This window comes from Micromonospora sp. DH14, assembly GCF_029809455.1.
Lineage (GTDB): Bacteria > Actinomycetota > Actinomycetes > Mycobacteriales > Micromonosporaceae > Micromonospora > Micromonospora parva.
In genome coordinates this window covers 124,734-141,586 of sequence record NZ_JARVKT010000006.1, presented here as the reverse complement: position 1 = coordinate 141,586, position 16,853 = coordinate 124,734, and the positions used below count along the sequence as shown (strand labels likewise).

Genomic DNA, 16,853 nt, shown 5'->3' with positions numbered 1-16,853 from the left:
GGCGACGAATGGATCTTCGAGATCGGCCCCCGGCAACCAGCCCAACCGAAGGGAGACGCGCATGCGTCGACCCCGTCATCTGGCACTCCTGAGCGTCGGCGTGTCCGGCGCGCTGGTGCTCAGCGCAGCCCCACCAGCGGCTGCCGCCCCGCCCACGCCCACCACGCCCACCGGCATCGTGGTCAGCGACGGCATGACCCAACCCGTGTTCTCGCTCGCCGACGCGATCGAGGAACGCGTGTTCGTCCAGACCCCGGTGGACACCGACCACGACGGCCGGCTCGACCGGGTGGCCATCGACATCTCCCGGCCCCGGGAGACCGCCACCCAGGGCTTCAAGGTGCCGGTCATCTTCGAGCACAGCCCGTACCGCAAGGGCACCTGGGGTGACGTTCCGTACCCGAGCGTGCTGGTCGACGACCTGCCGCAGAACGGCCTGACCGACCGCGACGGGCGACGCGCTCTCGACGTCGGCGCACAACGGGCCCAGGCGAAGGCCAACCTGCCCGGCTCGCTGGACGACTACTACGTGCCCCGCGGGTACGCGGTGGTGCTCGGCCAGAGCGTCGGCACCGGCGACTCGGACGGCTGCCCGACCAGCGGCGACCAGGCCGAGACGCTCGGCACCAAGGCGGTCATCGACTGGCTCAACGGCCGGGCCAAGGGGTACGACGCCAACGGCGCCCCGGTCACCGCCGGTTGGACCACCGGCGCGGTCGGCATGACCGGGGTCTCCTACAACGGGACGCTGCCCAACCAGGTGGCCACCACCGGCGTCAAGGGGCTCAAGACCATCGTGCCGGTCTCCGCCATCAGCAGCTGGTACGACTACTACCGGGCCAACGGCCTCGTCGTCGCACCCGGCACGTTCCAGGGCGAGGACCTCGACATCCTGGCCCAGTACACCGCCGGACAGGCCCGCGCCGAGGGGCAGTGCGCCGACGAGCTCGCGAAGATCACCGAGGAGCAGGACCGGATCACCGGCGACTACTCCACGTTCTGGCGCGACCGTGACTACCTCGACGCCCGCGACGTCAAGGCCAGCGTCTTCGTGGTGCACGGGCTCAACGACTGGAACGTGAAGACCGAACACTTCGCCGGCTGGTGGGACCAGCTCGCCAAGCGCGACGTGCCACGCAAGATCTGGTTGCACCAGGGCGGGCACGGCGGCCCGGGCAGCAACGCCTCGGTGACCCTGCCCAGCGGGCAGACCTGGACGTACAAGCAGACCGAGAACCGCTGGTTCGACTTCTGGTTGTGGAACGTGCGCAACGGCATCATGGACGAGCCGACGGCGGTGCTCCAGCGCGAGGACCGCGCCTACACCACGTACGCCAACTGGCCCGACCCGGCCGCGCGGGAGGTCGGGCTGCGCTTCGCCGCCACCGACGCCACCGCGCCGGGCACCCTCACCACCGGCAAGCCGCCCAAGGCCGGTGTCGAGCAGAGCTTCGTCGACGAGGGCCGGACCATCCACCCGGACACCCTGGTGTCCAATCCGGACACCGCGAGCGCCAACCGGCTCGCCTACCGTTCCCCGGAGCTGACGCAGAGCGTGCGCATCTCGGGGCGTCCGGAGATGCGGCTGCGGATGGCGATCGACAACAAGCCGGACGCGAACCTCACCGCGTACCTGGTCGACTACGGCCCGACCGGGTCGACCGCCGCGCCGACAGTGGTGACGCGAGGCTGGATGGACCCGCAGAACCGCAAGAGCGCCGCCCGCACCGAGCCGGTCAGGCAGGGCAAGCTGTACGACTACCGGTGGACCATGGAGCCGAAGGACTACGTCTTCCCGGCGGGCCACCGCATCGGCGTGGTGGTCTTCTCCAGCGACCAGGAGTACACCCTGCTGCCGCTGGGCGGCACCGAGCTGCGGGTCGCGCCGAAGGACAGCGAGCTGCGACTGCCGGTGGTCGGCGGGCGGGCCGTCCTCGGTTTCTGATCAGCTCTGTGAACGGGTGGGGCGGTTCGACGACGCGTCGGGCCGCCCCACCCGGGTGGGGTCGTCGGCGGTCTCGGTGTGGGCGAGTGCGGCGAGCAGCCGCAGTTTCTCGTCGCTGTCGCTGTCCTTGTCGGGGTAGTAGACGACGAGGATGACGTCACCAATGGGGAGTTTGTCCCGGTGCAGGCGCAGTTCACCGACGACGGGGTGGTGGACCGTGGTCGTGCCCCCGTCGAGGCTGCGGACGTCGTGGCGCGCCCACAGGGTACGGAACCGCTGACTGGACAGCGCGAGTTCGCCCACCAGCTCGACGAACCGGGGGTTGTCGATGTCGTCGCCGATGGTGGTGCGCAGGGTGGCGATGAAGTCGGCGGTGGCCTTCGTCCAATCCTGGTGGAAGGCTCGTTCCTCCGGATCGAGCAGGAGCGACCGCAGCCGGTTCTGACCGGGCCGCAGGCGCGGGGAGAGTGCCACGGCCATCGGGTTGGAGGCCAGGACGTCGAAGGCGCGTCCTTCCACGAACGCGGGGATCTGAAGGTGGGCGAGCAGTTCGTACACCCGCGCCGGTACGTGCTCGGACCGCTTACGGCGCGGCGCCCTGGGACGCGCCGCCGCGAGGTCGAGCAGATACGTCCGCTCGATGTCGTCGAGTTGCAGGACGCGCGCGAGTGATTCGAGGACCTGCGGTGAGGGGTTCTTGTCCCGGCCCCGCTCCAGCCGCAGGTAGTAGTCGGGGCTGATTCCGGCGAGCAGGGCGACCTCCTCGCGGCGCAGGCCGGGCACGCGGCGCCTGCCGCCGGTCGGGAGCCCCACCTGCGCCGGTGAGACCAGTTCGCGCCGGGCCCGAAGGTAGCTGCCCAGCCGGTGGCCGCCGCCCGACTCCTCATCCCTCATGGTCACCACGGTAGTGCGGTGCGCGGGGCGCAGAGGGGCCCTGCTGGGACCTGGGAAAACGGGGGCCCTGCCACCCCCGCCGACCTCCGTCAAGACTTGTGATCGCGCTGTTTTCGAGAAGGACAGCGCGCATCACTGTTCGCGCCGCGAGTTGACACGTCGGCGCCCTCTGGATCGAAGGGAAGATCTCGTGGATCTCTCCAACCGCACAGTTCTCATCGTCGGCGGCACCTCGGGTATCGGGCGGGAGCTGGCCCGGCGGTTCGCCGCGGCGGGCAGCACCGTGGCCGTCGGCGGTCGCAGCCCCGACGCCCTCGCCGAGCTGGCCGCTGAAGGTTTCGGCACGTTCGGCATCGACGTCACCGACGGCGCGTCTGTCGGCGCTGCCCGGAACGCCGTGCTCGCCCGTTACCCCGAACTGGACACGGTGGTGACGATGTCGGGTGTCATGCTCATGGAAGACCTTCGCGACACCGCGCACTTTCCGGCGGCGGAGGCGACGATCGACACCAACCTGGTCGGCACCATCCGCGTCATCGACGCCTTCACGCCGCACCTGGTGGGTCGGGGTGCCGGCACCTTCATCACCGTCACCTCCGGCATCGCCTTCCTGCCGTTCCCGCCCATGCCCAGCTACGCCGCCTCGAAGGCAGCGGTGCACGCCTACTCCGAGGCGCTGCGCGCGCAACTCGACGGCACCGGTGTCGACGTCGTCGAGCTCGTCCCACCGGCCGTCGCGACAGCCGGGCAGGAGAAGGTGAACCCGCACGCGCTGCCGCTCGACGACTTCGCCACCGAGGTCATGCAACTGCTCTCGGCGAACCCCACCCCGCGCGAGATCCTGGTGAAGGGCGTTCTCATGCACCGTTGGGCCGAACGTGACGGCACCTACGCCGAGCTCGTCGCGCAGCGCGCGAAGGCCCTGGCGATGCTCCCCGGCCGCCAAGGCTGACACATCCCTTCCCCGATCGTCGGGTTTTCATCCAGGGGGCGTGAACGGCGTAGACGGGCGTGATCCACTCGGGTTTCATGAAGTCGGGGCATCCCTGGCTCCGGGACACCGCGGTTTTCAGGAACCCGAGTCGATCACGCCGCGTTGGCCGTCGTGTCGGTTTGGCCGGTGGGCGGGGTGTCCGGTTTGGGTGGGGGTGTCGGGTGGTCGGGGCCACCGCGCGGGTGGAATCGGGGGCCGGGCCGGGTCGTTATACCTGGCAGATCACCGCGCCCCCGGCCGGCCGGTGGAGCAGCCGCCGGGAACACCCGCCGGGCCGCCCCGGTTACACCCCCTCGCACAGCCGAGCACCACCGGCCACCCCCCGGGTGGGCCGACCCCGCCAGGTTCAGGCACCACCACAGGGCCGGCGGAATGATCCGCCACCGCGAGCCGTTACACCCTGTCCCGACGCCGACCCCAGCGGGTCGCCGGGCCCCGCGAACGTCCCCGCACGGCCACACCCCCGCGTATTGAGTGTCCGTGCGGTTTCCCCCGATGCAGAGGAGCACGCCATCATGCGTACCGATCTGATCCGTAAGACCGCCCTGACCGCCGCCGGCCTCGCCTTCACCGGCGGCGCCATCGCCGGACCCGTCACCACCGCCTTCGCCGCCCCGAACACCAGCAAGCCGGCGTCGCAGACCCAGACCGACCGCAAGCCCGCCGGCGAGCGTCAACTCGGCGTGCGCTACGAAGCCCAGCCGAACTTCTACTACTGCGGCCCCGCCGCCACCCGCAACGCACTCTCCGTCCAGGGCAAGGACATCAGCGTCGACGCCATGGCCAAGGAAATGGGCACCACCGAGGCCGGCACCAACTCCATCAACGACATCACCCCCGTCCTGAACAAGGAAACCGGTAAGAACGACGCCTACCGGTCGGTCGAAATCAGCACCCCGGACGCCGACGCCAAGCAGACCGACACCCTGCGCGCCGACATCGTCCGCACCGTCGACGACGGCCGCGCCGTAGTCGCCAACATCGCCGGCACCACCACCGACACCGACGGCAACACCCACTCCTTCGAGGGCGGGCACTACATCAGCGTCGTCGGCTACCGCGACAACGGGAACGTGGTCACGATCGCCGACTCCGCCAACCCGGACACCGCCTCCTACGAGACCACCGTCGAGCACCTCGCCGACTGGATCGCCACCCGCGGCTACGCCACCAGCTGACCCCCAACACACCAACACACAGCCGAAGGGCCGGACCCCACCACGGGGCCCGGCCCTTCGGCGTCTTTTCCACCAGTTGCCGGACGTATTGACAAGAGTCGACATACGGGCGACGCTGGGACCAAGAGAGCGCTCTCTCTTCTCGGGCTCACCCAGCCACCACCATGTCTGGCCAGGACACACTCCGCTGTCTTCGGCGGCGGCGCCGGAGCTGTCCCTGACCCGTCCTCCCGACAGGAGTCACACGATGGACAGGGCCGCACCCCTCTCCGGCATGCCCCGCCGACTGCGCCTCGCCACGGCGATCGGCGCACTGCTGATGCTCCTCGGCACGTACCTGGTCTCCACCACCGACCGGGCCGACGCCGCCCCCGACCGAGCCGGCGCTGACTTCGGCGCCAACGCCATCCGGGTCGCCGAGTTCCCCGCCGACTGCACCTACAGCCACCGGTTGCCGGACGACCCGATCATCTTCCCCGGGCTGCCCGGGGCCTCGCACATGCACAGCTTCTTCGGCAGCACCGTGACGAACGCCAGCACCACGCTCCCCGACCTGGTCAACTCCCCCACCACCTGCAACCCACGGGTGGACGTCTCGTCCTACTGGGTGCCGACCCTGTACCGGGACAACGTCGCGGTGGAGCCGGCGATCGCCACGTTCTACTACCTGGGCGAGGGCGTACGCGCCGACGTCGTCGCGAACACCCAGCCGTTCCCGCAGGGGCTACGGCTCGTCGCCGGCAACGCGAAGGCCACCGGGCCGAACGACAGCATCGCGCGCTGGTCCTGCCTGCACGCCGGGCACGTGCCGCCGTCGAAGGACTTCGTCAACTGCCCGTCCGGCACAATGCTGGAGTCGTACCTGGACTTCCCGCAGTGCTGGAACGGCCGCGACCTCGACTCACCGGACCACAAGAGCCACCTGGCGTACCCGGTGAACCAGGCCTGCCCGAGCACCCACCCGGTGCACGTGCCGAAGTTGCGGCAGGTGCTGCGCTACCCGGTCACCGGTGACCCGTCGCGGTTCCGGTTGGCCTCCGGGCCGGGCTACACCATGCACGGCGACTTCTTCAACGCCTGGCCGGTGGCCGAGCTGGCCCGTCGCGTCCAGGACTGTATCCGTCCCGTCATCAAGTGCGGTCACGACGGCCGACCGATCTGAGCGACCGGGTCACACCCTGGCGGCGGGTCCGGTCATCCCCGGGCCCGCCGCCCCCCGGGTGGGGAGGGAGTCGGATGCACCAGTCCAGGGCGGGTGCCGTGCTCGTCGCCGTGCTGCTCGTCGCCGGCTGCGGTGCCGGGCGCCGGGACGCGGCCGGCACACCACCCGTTAGCGCGCCATCGGCGACGGTCGCGCCGACACCGTCGGCTACGGCGGGGTCGTTCAACCCGACCGACATCGCCTGGCTGCAACTGACCGCCGCCATGGCCGAACGTCTGCTGCCCGTACTCGATCTGGTGCCGGCCCGCACCACCGACCCGGTCTGGCGGCGAACGGCCGCCCAGGTCGCGGCCGCCCAGCGCGCGGACCTGGACCACGCCCGCCGACTACTTGCCGAGGCCGGCGCGCCGACGACCAATCCGCACGAGGGGCACGACATGCCGGGCATGGTCACCGCCGAGCAGTTGACGGCGCTGCGGTCGGCCACCGGGACGCCGCTTCACCGTCTGCTCACCGGGCACCTGCGGGCGCACCTGACGCAGTCGGTCCGGATCGCCGCCGCCGAGCAACAGAACGGAGTCCAGCCCGCGACCGTCGCGCTCGCCGCCGCCATAACCCGCAACGCCACCACCCACCTCACCCACCTGCCGCCCCCTCCACCCGCGTGATCAAGAGGTCTGCGTCACGACGCGCCGAGCGGGTCAACGCAAACCTCTTGATCACCGCCGCAGGGAGCCGGGAGCAGGGGGTGGGCAGGGCGGTGGGAGGGTGAGGTCGCGGCCCTGCCAGCGGGAGCGGAGTCTGCGGTCGTGACTGGCGACGACGATCGCGCCCGGGCCGGCACCCAGGGCATCCTCCAGTTCGTCGCAGAGCGTCGGCGAGAGGTGGTTGGTGGGCTCGTCGAGCAGGAGCAGTTCCGGCGGGTCGGCGACGAGCACCGCGAGGGCGAGCCGACGGCGCTGCCCCACCGACAGGTGGGCCACCGGGCGGTCGAGGTCCGCCGGGGCGAGCAGGCCGAGCGACGACAGTGGTACGGCAGCGGCCCGCCCCAGCCCGACGGCCGCGTCGAAGACCTGCCGGGCGGTCCGCCGGGCGTCGGCGAAGACGCTGTCCTGGGCGAGCAGGCCGACCCGCAGACCGGGTCGTCGCCAGAGCGCCCCGGCACCGGTCAGGGAGCCGGCGAGCACCGCGAGCAGGGTCGATTTGCCCGCCCCGTTGGGGCCGGTCACCAGCAGCCGATCGCGGGACCTGATCTCCAGGTGCGCCACCCGCAGTCGATCGGGAACCTCCAGTCGGTCCACGGTGACGATGGCCTCGTCGCTGTCGCCGACAGCGAGCACGCTCGTGTGGAAGCGCAACGGCTCCGACGGCACCGGAACGGGGTCGCGCTCGATCGTCTCCAGTCGGCGGGTGGCGTCGCGGACGCGACGGGAGATCTGGTTCTGTACACGGCCGGCGGTGTGCCCGTACCCCATCTTCTCGCTGTCGCGCGGGCCGCGGCCGTGCGCGACCTGATGCCCGGTCACGGCAGCGGCCTCCCGAAGGTCGGCGAGGAGCGCCTGCTCGTCGTCGTAACGCCGACGCCACCGTTGCGCCTCGGCGCGCTTCGCTGCCAGGTAGGCGGTGTAGCCGCCGCCGAAGCGGACCGGTCCGTCGACCGCCGGGTCCAGGTCGATGAGATCGGTGCAGACCGCGTCCAGGAAGGCCCGGTCGTGACTGGCCGCCACTACCACCCCGGGCATGCCGCGCAGCTGGTCCTCGCAGAACGCCGCCGCCGCGTCGTCGAGGTGGTTGGTGGGCTCGTCGAGCAGCAGCGCGGCCGGCCGGCGGATCAGCACCGCCGCGAGGGCGAGCCGGCCTCGTTGCCCGCCGGAGAGTGCGCCCACCGTCCGGTCGTGGGGCAGCGCGCCGAGGCCGAGGCCGTCGAGGACCGTCCAGGCCCGCCGGTCGGCGTCCCAGGCGTCGCGGTCCTGCGCCCGCTCCAGAACGTCGCCGTACGCGGCCAGCAGCCGGTCGTGCTGCTCGCTGTCCCGCGGCGAATCGGCCAGCGCGACGCCGATCCGGTCCAGCTCGGCGAGGTCGGCACGCGCCTCGCGCAGCGCGTCGTCGAGGACCGCGGCGATGGTCGTGGATGGGCCGAGGGGCAGTTCCTGGTGCAGGAAGCCGACGTCCGGTGGGCTCGTGACGGTGCCGGAGTCAGGTACGTCGACACCGGCCAGGACCCGCAGCAGGGTCGTCTTGCCGGTGCCGTTCTCACCGATCAGGCCGATCCGGTGGCCGGGCGCGGCGGTCAGGGAGACGCCGTCGAGCACCCGGCGGTCGCCGCGGACCCGCACCAGGTCCTGGGCGATGAGAGCAGGTCGAACAGACATGGGAACCTCGGAGAACGACGATTCGGGCGCGCACACGGGCACCCGGTGGGAGCAGGACATGACGACGGGGGCCGCGACGACGGCGGCGCGATCACGCGCCCGTCGGCGGCCGGTCCGGGTGCTCACCCGGAGATGTCGTCGTCACCTGCCACGTCTGCTCCTGTCTCCGGCAACTCGTGTCAGAGACTAGCTGACCGTTCGGCGGCCCCGGCTGACATGATCGACCGCTCTTCTCCGACCCCGCAGGCCGGACGAGCAGATCCTGACTCGATCAGGCCGTTCGAGCACCTGCCCGAAGCGAGTCGATGGTGAGATCGAGGACGGCTTCGAGGTGGTCGATCTTCCCGGTGGAGAGCAGCAGCAGCACACCGCCCTGGATGCCGGCGAGCAGCGCCGCCGCGGCCCGGTCGGCGTCGAGGTCTGCGGCGATGTCGCCGGTCGACTGCATGTGCCGGATGCCCTCGGTGATCGCCTTCTGCCAGCGCCACATGAGCCCGGTCACGATCGCCTGCGCGCCGGGCGCCCGCCGGCCGGTCTGGCCGAGCAGACCGTTGAGCGGGCACTTCACCCCCTGCGCCCGGTACCGCTCGATCAGCCGGTCACGCCAGGCGAGCCAGGCCGGCCAGGTCGTCAGGTTGCTCAGCATCGGCTCCTGGTCGATGAGCACCTGGTCCGCCTCGTGCTGCGCCACCGCGAGCAGCAGCCCTTCCTTCCCGTCCGGGAAGTAGTGGAAGAGCTGCCCCTTGCTGGTGCCGGTGTGGGCCATCACGTCTTCGAGGCGTACCTCGTCGACGCCGCGCTCGCGGATCTCGGCGGCCGCGCCGGCGACGATGCGGGCCCGGGTCGCCTCGCCCTTGCGGGTCAACGCCCGTGTCATGGGACCTCCTGGTCTGGGGGTGCAGGTCCGACCCTAGCTCGGCTTTTGGACTTGCAGGTCCATTTTTGCCGAGCAAAAGTCTGGAACACGCGGCCCGCAGCGGGCCGAACACCACGATCGGAAGGGCATCACCATGAACCACTACTACCTGCTCGGGCGGTCCGGTCTGCGGGTGAGCCGGCTGGCGCTGGGCACCATGAACTTCGGCGTCGACGGGTTCCACGCCGCGTACGGCAGGACCGAACAGGAGGCCGAACCGATCTTCCGGCAGTACCTGGAGGCGGGCGGGAACTTCATCGACACGGCGGACTTCTACACCGCCGGCGAGAGCGAGAAGATCCTCGGCCGCCTGATCGAGCGGGCCGGCGTACGCGAGCGGCTCGTGCTCACCAGCAAGGCCACCAACACCGTCGACCCGTCCGACCCGAACGCCAGCGGCAACGGTCGCAAGCACATCATGCGGGCCGTGGAGGCGTCGCTGCGCCGGCTCGGCACCGACTACATCGACCTGTACCTGCTGCACACCTGGGACCGGATCACCCCGGTCGAGGAGGTCGTGCACACCTTCGACGACCTGGTGCGCTCCGGCAAGATCCGGTACGCCGGGCTGTCCGACGTACCGGCCTGGTACGCGGCCCGGGCGCAGGGCTACGCCGAGGCGCACGGGCTGGCCCCGATGGTCAACGTGCAGTTGCCGTACTCGCTCGTCACCCGGGACATCGAGGCGGAGCACGTGACGATGGCGCAGAGCCTGGGCATGGGGCTGACCGCGTGGAGCCCCATCGGCGGAGGGCTGCTCAGCGGCAAGTACCGGCGGACCGCCGAGGGCATGAGCGGGGCCGGCCGCCTCACGAACCCCGACGCCGCGGGTCGGGAGATCAGCCCCGGCGACTGGCAGGTGATCGAGACGCTGGAGAGCGTTGCCGCCGATCTCGGGCGCAGCATGGCGCAGGTGGCGATCAACTGGGTGGCCACGCAGCCCGCCGTCGGGTCGGTGGTCATCGGGGCCAGCGGCCCGGAACAGCTCGCCAGCAACCTCGGCGCGCTCGACTTCGAGATCCCGGCCGACGCCCGACGTCGGCTCGACGAGGCGAGCGCCCCGAAGCTCCCGCTGCTCTACGGCATGTTCACCCCGCAGTACCAGTCCTGGGTGGTGAGCCCCGGCCTCGGCATCGGCGACAAGCCCGCCGGCTACGCCCCGGCGGTGTTCAACGGCGCCGGGTCGCCCTCGTAGAGCGCGACGTACCGCCGTCGCCACTCGTCGCCGTCGACGCCGAGGTTGAGGGTGTTGTGCTCGACCCCCAACTCCTTCGGCAGGGTGCACACCCGCAGCGGTATCGCGTTCGCGTCGGCGATCCGGCGCGGCAGGTGCACCGCCGCCCGGAGGTCCACCACGGCATCGAGCGGGCTGATCGCGACAGCTGCGGTCCGCAGACCGGTCCGCCGGGGCGGACTCGGCAGGGTACGGGCGATCGTCAGGTACTGGGTGACGGCGGCGAGGGAGTATCCGCGCGACGTGACGCGGTCCCGCAGGACGCGGCGTCCGTACAGCACGATGAGCGGCTTGACCGCGTAGGCCGGTGCCTGTCGCGGGTTCGGGCCGAAGAACGGCGACAGCAGCAACAGGTGGCGTACGACGTTGCCGGGCACCTGCGCGAGCCAGGTGGCCAGCACGGCACCGCCGGAGATCCCGACGACGCCCACCTCGTCTCCGAGGGCCGCCGCGACGGCCCAACCCTGCGCGGCGTACGTCGTCAGCTCACCGGCCTGGACCCGGTGGTGGGCCCGCCGGTCGACGGTGCCGTGCTGGGGGGCCCGGGGGATCCAGACGTTGTACCCACTGTCGAAGAACGCCTCGGCCAAACCCGCGTACTGCTCCGGCGCGAGGGTGTATCCGTGCAGCAACAGCACGGCCCGGCCGGTACGGGAGCCGTGGCTCAGCAGGCGGCTGCGCGACTCGGGCCGGATCTCCGGATCGGCCGCCTCGGCGGCGATGGTGGCCTCGGCGGCACGGATGGCCGTGTCGAAGTCGAGCGGTCGGGCCGGCGCGCCCGACAGCGCACGGCGGCCCACCGGCCAGAGGTAGAGCCCGGCGACCGCCGCCACGACCAGCGCCAACCCGCCGAGGAGAAGGGCGATTATCTCCGGCATGCCCAGATGCTGACAGCTGACGGGGTCCACGCCGGCTGAGGGGTGCGCCCGGGTGACCGGGCGCACCCGGTCAGCTATTCCTGACTGTCCGGCGGCGCGAAGGCGACCCGGGAACGCAACTGCCGGAAGCCGGTCCGCTCCAACTCCGCGAGCACCCTCACCCGGTGCGACTCCACGTCGGCGATGACCTCGCGGGCACCACCGGCGGCCAGCACCCGCACCGCCTCGGCCAGCAGCTCGGGCCGGGCCGCCTCGTCGAGCAGGCCGAGATAGGCGAGCAGGGGGTAGCAGGCGTCTCCGGCGGTGCCGACCAACCCGACCGGGTCGCCGGCCGCCCGGGCGACGCGCCATTCCTCGGTGGCGTCGCCCAGCCAGGCCACCGGGTCGGTGGCGAGGTCGACACCGGCAACCACCCGCGCGATCTCGACGCCGGTCAGCACGTCCGGCTCGACGAGCCTGGCGACCAGCGCGTTGATCTCCGCGACGTCGGCGGGCGGGCGGAAGTGGTAGTGCCCGGAGGACGCCGGCAGCGGGGTGCCCGTCCAGGAGCACCGGATCCGCTCCCCCCGCTCGACCAGCCCGGCCAGCCGGGCGGCCGCCATCGGTGCCCGCACCACGGCCAGCACCTCCGGCCGACGCCGCCAGTGTGCCGGCAGTGCGGCGTAGTACAGACCGGGACCACCCAGCGCCTCGTGGGCGGCGCGCAACAACTCGGCGCCCACCTCCGGCTCGGCGTCCAGATCGAACCGGTCCAGCCAGGGGGCACCGACCGCGCCCGGTGGCAGGAGCCAGGCGGCCCGGCCCACCAACCGCCCGGCGCGCAACGCGACCCAGGTGGTCTCGGGCCGGTAGCCGCCGCCGGCGACCCCGTCGGCGTACGCGACCTGGCGCAGCTGGGGCAGCGGATCGGGCATGGAGTCGAACAGATTTTCCTCGCCCGCGACGAGCGGACGAATGACCAGATCAGTCATGGATTGATCCTCCGGGAAGCGAGCGCCCCGGGTCAGATCCGCGCGGACGCCGGAGCGCGGAGGGGGCGCAGAACATCGGACATTGTTCTGACCTCCTTTCCGGCTCGACGGCGTGCCCGACGACCATACGCGGTGTCGCCGACGGCCCGCAACGGATCGTCACAGCGTCGGGTTGGTCTCCGCCCCCCGCTTGTGGGCCTGCTGGTCGTACACGGTGATGCCGGCCAGGATCACCGCCGCGGATGCCGCCACGGCGACCGGCGGCAGCAGCACCATCACGGGGGCCGCCACGACCATCGCCAGCGCCCCGTAGTACAGCGCCCGACACCGCGGCGCGTTCCGGCTCTCCTTCTCCAGGGCGCTGCGGCCGATCAGGAACAGCACCGGGCCGCCGAAGATGATGGCCACCAGGGCCCAGTCGATCGGCGGGTGCGGGTCCTCGATGACCTGACCGAAGCCGACCGCCGTGCAGATGATGCCGCCGACGATCAACAGCAGGCTGTAGCTCGCCCACCTCGACAGCTGGATCCCCTCCCCGCTCGGGGACGCGGCACGACCGTGCCCGACGTGGTAGAAGTAGATCCGCCAGAACGAGACGACCGCCACGAACGACGCGACGAGGGTGATCGTCCCCGCGGTCGAGAAGCCGGGGAAGCTGACCGCGGCGCCGGATTCGAGCACCACCTCGGCGAGAGCGATCATGAAGAACTGGTTGTACCGCTCGGCGAGATGCTCCTGCGAGACGGTGACCCCCGAGGTGGTGAGCTGTTTCGTGGCGATGCGGGGCAGGGGGTAGGTGGTGGCGGCGCCGATCAGCTCGATGGCGAGAGCGAGTGTCCAGAAGACACCCCGACCGAGACCACCGCTGATGCCGCCACTGATCCACAGCACGCTGGACGCCAGGTGCCAGGCGAGCACCCGGACAGAAACCGCCTGACCCGCGTGACCGCGCAGGGCGACCGTCAGGAAGAGCGGTCGGCCCACCTGGATGACCACGTAGGTGCAGGCGAAGATCACGCCACGTTGCCCGAAGGCCTGCGGCAACGTGACAGCCAGCACCAGGGTGCCGAACATCGTCGCCAGCAGGACGACCTGCAGATCGGTGCGTCGCGGGTCGTAGGTGCTCGCCAGCATTGCGTTGAGCGACCAGATCATCCACATCGCGGTGAAGAAGAGGACGGTCTGGCCCGCCTCGGAGAGCAGCGTATGCCGGACGATGGTCAGGTCGTCCCCGACCCGCCCGGCGAGGCGGGCCAGCGCGAAGACGTAGACGATGTCGAACAGCAGTTCCAGGACGGTCGCCGAACGCGGGCTCCTGCTGTCCCCGAGGCCACGAAAAAGCTCGGTGCGGGTCAGCACGGACGGCGGGACAGCTCAGCCGGCCGGGGCGGCCGGCACGGATGCAGCACGGTGGTGGCCCTGTTCCGCTGCCATCGTCCCCGAGCCTCCTCACCGACCGGTCCCGCCTGATCCCCTATCTGCGTACTTTATCCATCTTTGCCGGGTTGTCGTCGCTGATGGCGGATACCGGGTCGGCGGTACGCCGGATCATCTGCGCCGTCACCCCGCGGTACGAGCCCGGGTCGACCGGGAGCAGCCACTGCCGTGCCCGGGTCAGCGATCCGAGGTTGAGCCCCAGTTCGTCGAGCACCTCGTCGATGTTGTGCATCGAGAACGGGATGATGTTCGTGCCACGAGCGTGCCGTCCGTTGGTGCGTGCCGTCATCCAGGCCAGCCGGGCGCGCACCTCGTCACGCATCCGGTCCTCGGGTGGCAGGGTGATCCCACCTCGCAGGTACGCGGCCGTCCAGACCGCCGCCATCTCCGCGCTGAGCGGGCTGAAGAACGACGAGTTGTAGCCGGCGAACGTCAGTCGCGGCACGCCGATCGGCAGGATCTGCCGGTAGAGCATGAAGTTGCCGGCGTCGTCCTGCAGCCGGGTGTGCACCGCCTCGTCGAGGAACGGCACGTGCTGGCGGAAGCCGGTGCCACAGATCACCAGGTCGGCGGGGAGCACCGTGCCGTCGGCCAGGCGGGCGGCGGGCCGGCCACCGTCATCGACCAGCAACTCGGAGATCACCTGATCCCGGTGCACGACGATGCGGCCGTCGGTGACCCGCTCGAAGAAGCCCTCGGTGGCGAGGCTGACCGTGCTGCGGGCGATGTCCTCGAAGCTGCCGTTGGGCACCAGGCCCAGCGCGCGCAGGTTGAACTGCCGGGTCGCGACCGAGCCGACGCTGGTGACCATGCGCTGCCGCAGGCCGTTCCCCGGGCCGTGCAGGAACCGCTCGAAGCCCTTCAGGTGCAGGTACCGGAAGAGCGCCTCACCCATCCGGGTGAGCAGCAGGTACTTGTAGTTGAGCGCCCCACCGAGCTTGCGGGGCATCTTCCAGAGCAGTTCCCGGGCCACCACGTGGGTCTGGGCGGCGACCTCGCTCACCGGGACCGCCACGTCGCAGGCCGACTTGCCGTACCCGACCACCAGGACGTGCTGGCCTCGGGCCGCCTCGACGTCGGGGAACTCCCCCGTCGCCAGTACGCGCCCTCCGGCTGCGGCGAAGGCCGCCTGCCCGTCGAAGGACGGCACGAGCGGGTCGGAGAAGATGCCGTTGGCGACGATCAGGTGGTCGTACCGTTGCACCGTCAACGGTTCCTGGGCACCGGTCGGTCGGGACGTGACCAGCCACCCGGTCTCGTCGTTGACGAGTTCGGCGGAGACGACCTCCGTGGACAGGCGCAGCGCGCTGCCCAGCCCGAACTTCTCCACGTAGGTCTCCAGGTACCGCTGGACCTGCTCGCTGGAGGGCCACTGCGGGTAGTGGGCGGGCATCGGCAGGTCGGAGAGGTGGTAGGTGCCCTTGTCGTTCTGGGTGGTCAGACCGGGGTAACGCCGGGTACGGCTCCACACCCCGCCGACGTCGGGCGCGCGCTCGAACACGGTGACGTCGAATCCGCTCTGTCGCAGCACCTTCGCTGCGCTCACACCGGCGAATCCGGCACCGACGACAGCAATCCTCATGGTCTCCTCCAAACGACGTGAACCCTGCGACGTGAAGCAGTGCCGGAAACCCGCGCCGACCCTGACCGGCGCGCGGTGCTCGCACGCTAGCGAGCACGCCGGGATGGGCGCTATCCGCGCGACGCGGCCACTGTCCGCGGTGCGCGGCCGGCCCCTTTGCTGTCGGGTCGACGGCTTTCCGGGTTGTTCCGGCCCGCACACGCCGTACCGTCAGCGCGACAGGACGCCCGGGAGGTGTCGGATGGATGCGGTGACGGTCCGGACGGACGACGTCGACCGGGCCCGCGCCGAGGTGGGCCGGGTCTTCTGTCCACACCGGCTCACCCCGCAGGCGGGCGTCCGCAGCGTGCGCCTGCGGATGGCGGCTCGTCGGGCGGGCGGCGTGGGTGTCATCGACCTGGACTACGGGCAGGCGGTCCGCATTCAACCGCCCGCGCTGGAGACCTTCTACCTCGTCCAGATCCCCAGTGCCGGCAGCACACTGGTCCGGCACGCCGGTCAGACCGTCACCTCGACCCCCGACGTCGCCTCGGTCCTGTCCCCGTACGACGCCTCGGACATGCGGTGGTCCGAGGGCTCTCCCCACCGGATCTTCTACGCCGACCGGCGCGCCGTCGACCGGGAACTCGCCCGCCTGCTGGGCCGCCCGGTGGACGACCCGGTCCGCCTGGACGTCGGCATGCTCATGAACACCCCGACCGCGCAGGCGTGGGCGCGCGGGGTGGCGTTCCTCGCCGACGAGCTGTCCCAGCCGGCGGACGCGTCGCTGTTCGACCACCCGCAGGTCGCCGCCCGTTTCGAGCAGGGGCTCATCGGCAAGCTGTTGCTGGCCCACCGGCACAGCCACTCCCACCTGCTCGCCGAGCCGGACAGGCACGCCCACCCCGGGCGTCTCGTCCGCCGGGCCTGCGCCCTGATCTCCGAACACCACGGTGAGGCGCTGACCGTCGGTGACGTCGCCGAGGCGCTGCGGGTGAGCGTACGAACGCTGCAGGACTGTTTCCGCCGTGAGTTGCAGACCACCCCGACCGCGTACCTGCGGGCCTGCCGGCTCGACGCGGCGCACCGCACGCTCCGTTCGGCCGCGCCGGGGGTCTCCGTGACGACGGTCGCCCTGCAACACGGCTTCGTGCACCTCGGTCGGTTCGCGACCGAGTACCGGAGCCGGTTCGGTGAGTCGCCGTCGACGACCCTGCGTCGGTGACGAGCCCCGCCCCGGCATCGCGTCACCAAAAGGGGCATCTCTGGCTGCTGAGCGCGCCTCACCCGGTGCTTGCCTTGACGCCGACG

The 16,853-nt window shown here is 71.2% G+C and carries 14 protein-coding genes; 7 read left to right on the top strand and 7 right to left on the bottom strand.

The features are described 5' to 3' along the window. Positions 1-61 precede the first annotated feature (61 nt). Entirely contained in the window at positions 62-1,945 is a 1,884-nt protein-coding gene (locus QCZ28_RS10970) for a Xaa-Pro dipeptidyl-peptidase (protein ID WP_279516513.1), read from the top strand. On the opposite strand, the gene QCZ28_RS10965 is transcribed toward QCZ28_RS10970, so the two are convergent. Beyond that, positions 1,946-2,839 (bottom strand): helix-turn-helix transcriptional regulator, encoded by an 894-nt coding sequence (locus tag QCZ28_RS10965; RefSeq protein WP_279516512.1) that lies wholly within the window; start codon positions 2,837-2,839, stop codon positions 1,946-1,948. Between the two features lie 190 nt (positions 2,840-3,029). On the opposite strand from QCZ28_RS10965, the gene QCZ28_RS10960 reads away from it, so the two are divergent. The 4 genes from QCZ28_RS10960 (at position 3,030) to QCZ28_RS10945 (ending at position 6,841) form a co-directional block, all read left to right on the top strand. Continuing rightward, complete coding sequence (locus QCZ28_RS10960; protein ID WP_279516511.1) at positions 3,030-3,791, top strand: SDR family NAD(P)-dependent oxidoreductase; 762 nt, start codon at positions 3,030-3,032, stop codon at positions 3,789-3,791. Positions 3,792-4,348: 557 nt separating this feature from the next. Further along, positions 4,349-5,011, top strand: coding sequence for a C39 family peptidase (locus QCZ28_RS10955; protein WP_279516510.1), 663 nt, complete (start codon positions 4,349-4,351; stop codon positions 5,009-5,011). Between the two features lie 247 nt (positions 5,012-5,258). Further along, entirely contained in the window at positions 5,259-6,173 is a 915-nt protein-coding gene (locus QCZ28_RS10950) for a DUF1996 domain-containing protein (protein ID WP_279516509.1), read from the top strand. A gap of 74 nt (positions 6,174-6,247) precedes the next feature. Next, entirely contained in the window at positions 6,248-6,841 is a 594-nt protein-coding gene (locus tag QCZ28_RS10945; protein ID WP_279516508.1) for a DUF305 domain-containing protein, read from the top strand. Positions 6,842-6,892: 51 nt separating this feature from the next. On the opposite strand, the gene QCZ28_RS10940 is transcribed toward QCZ28_RS10945, so the two are convergent. Together QCZ28_RS10940 and QCZ28_RS10935 are read right to left on the bottom strand one after the other, a co-directional pair. Next, positions 6,893-8,545, bottom strand: a complete 1,653-nt coding sequence (locus QCZ28_RS10940) for an ABC-F family ATP-binding cassette domain-containing protein (protein WP_279516507.1) — start codon at positions 8,543-8,545, stop codon at positions 6,893-6,895. A gap of 271 nt (positions 8,546-8,816) precedes the next feature. After that, positions 8,817-9,422 (bottom strand): TetR/AcrR family transcriptional regulator, encoded by a 606-nt coding sequence (locus QCZ28_RS10935; RefSeq protein WP_279516506.1) that lies wholly within the window; start codon positions 9,420-9,422, stop codon positions 8,817-8,819. 133 nt (positions 9,423-9,555) lie between these two features. Here QCZ28_RS10935 and QCZ28_RS10930 point away from each other — a divergent pair, with 133 nt between their 5' ends. Continuing rightward, a complete protein-coding gene (locus QCZ28_RS10930; RefSeq protein ID WP_279516505.1) occupies positions 9,556-10,656 on the top strand; it encodes an aldo/keto reductase in 1,101 nt (366 codons plus the stop codon). Here QCZ28_RS10930 and QCZ28_RS10925 read toward each other — a convergent pair. The 4 genes from QCZ28_RS10925 to QCZ28_RS10910 all read right to left on the bottom strand — a co-directional run bounded on the left by QCZ28_RS10925 (position 10,614) and on the right by QCZ28_RS10910 (position 15,563). Then, complete coding sequence (locus QCZ28_RS10925; RefSeq protein WP_279516504.1) at positions 10,614-11,573, bottom strand: alpha/beta fold hydrolase; 960 nt, start codon at positions 11,571-11,573, stop codon at positions 10,614-10,616. The genes QCZ28_RS10930 and QCZ28_RS10925 overlap by 43 nt on opposite strands. Before the next feature lie 74 nt (positions 11,574-11,647). Then, positions 11,648-12,544, bottom strand: coding sequence for an acetyltransferase (locus QCZ28_RS10920; RefSeq protein ID WP_279516503.1), 897 nt, complete (start codon positions 12,542-12,544; stop codon positions 11,648-11,650). A gap of 159 nt (positions 12,545-12,703) precedes the next feature. After that, the gene (locus tag QCZ28_RS10915; protein ID WP_279516502.1) at positions 12,704-13,903 is read right to left on the bottom strand and encodes a low temperature requirement protein A; all 1,200 of its coding nucleotides are present in this window, start codon (positions 13,901-13,903) and stop codon (positions 12,704-12,706) included. Positions 13,904-14,018: 115 nt separating this feature from the next. Next, positions 14,019-15,563 carry an NAD(P)/FAD-dependent oxidoreductase gene (locus tag QCZ28_RS10910; protein ID WP_279516501.1) on the bottom strand — a complete coding sequence of 515 codons (1,545 nt, stop codon included), beginning with the start codon at positions 15,561-15,563 and terminating at the stop codon, positions 14,019-14,021. A gap of 241 nt (positions 15,564-15,804) precedes the next feature. Here QCZ28_RS10910 and QCZ28_RS10905 point away from each other — a divergent pair, with 241 nt between their 5' ends. Next, positions 15,805-16,767, top strand: a complete 963-nt coding sequence (locus QCZ28_RS10905; RefSeq protein WP_279516500.1) for an AraC family transcriptional regulator — start codon at positions 15,805-15,807, stop codon at positions 16,765-16,767. Positions 16,768-16,853: the final 86 nt, after the last annotated feature.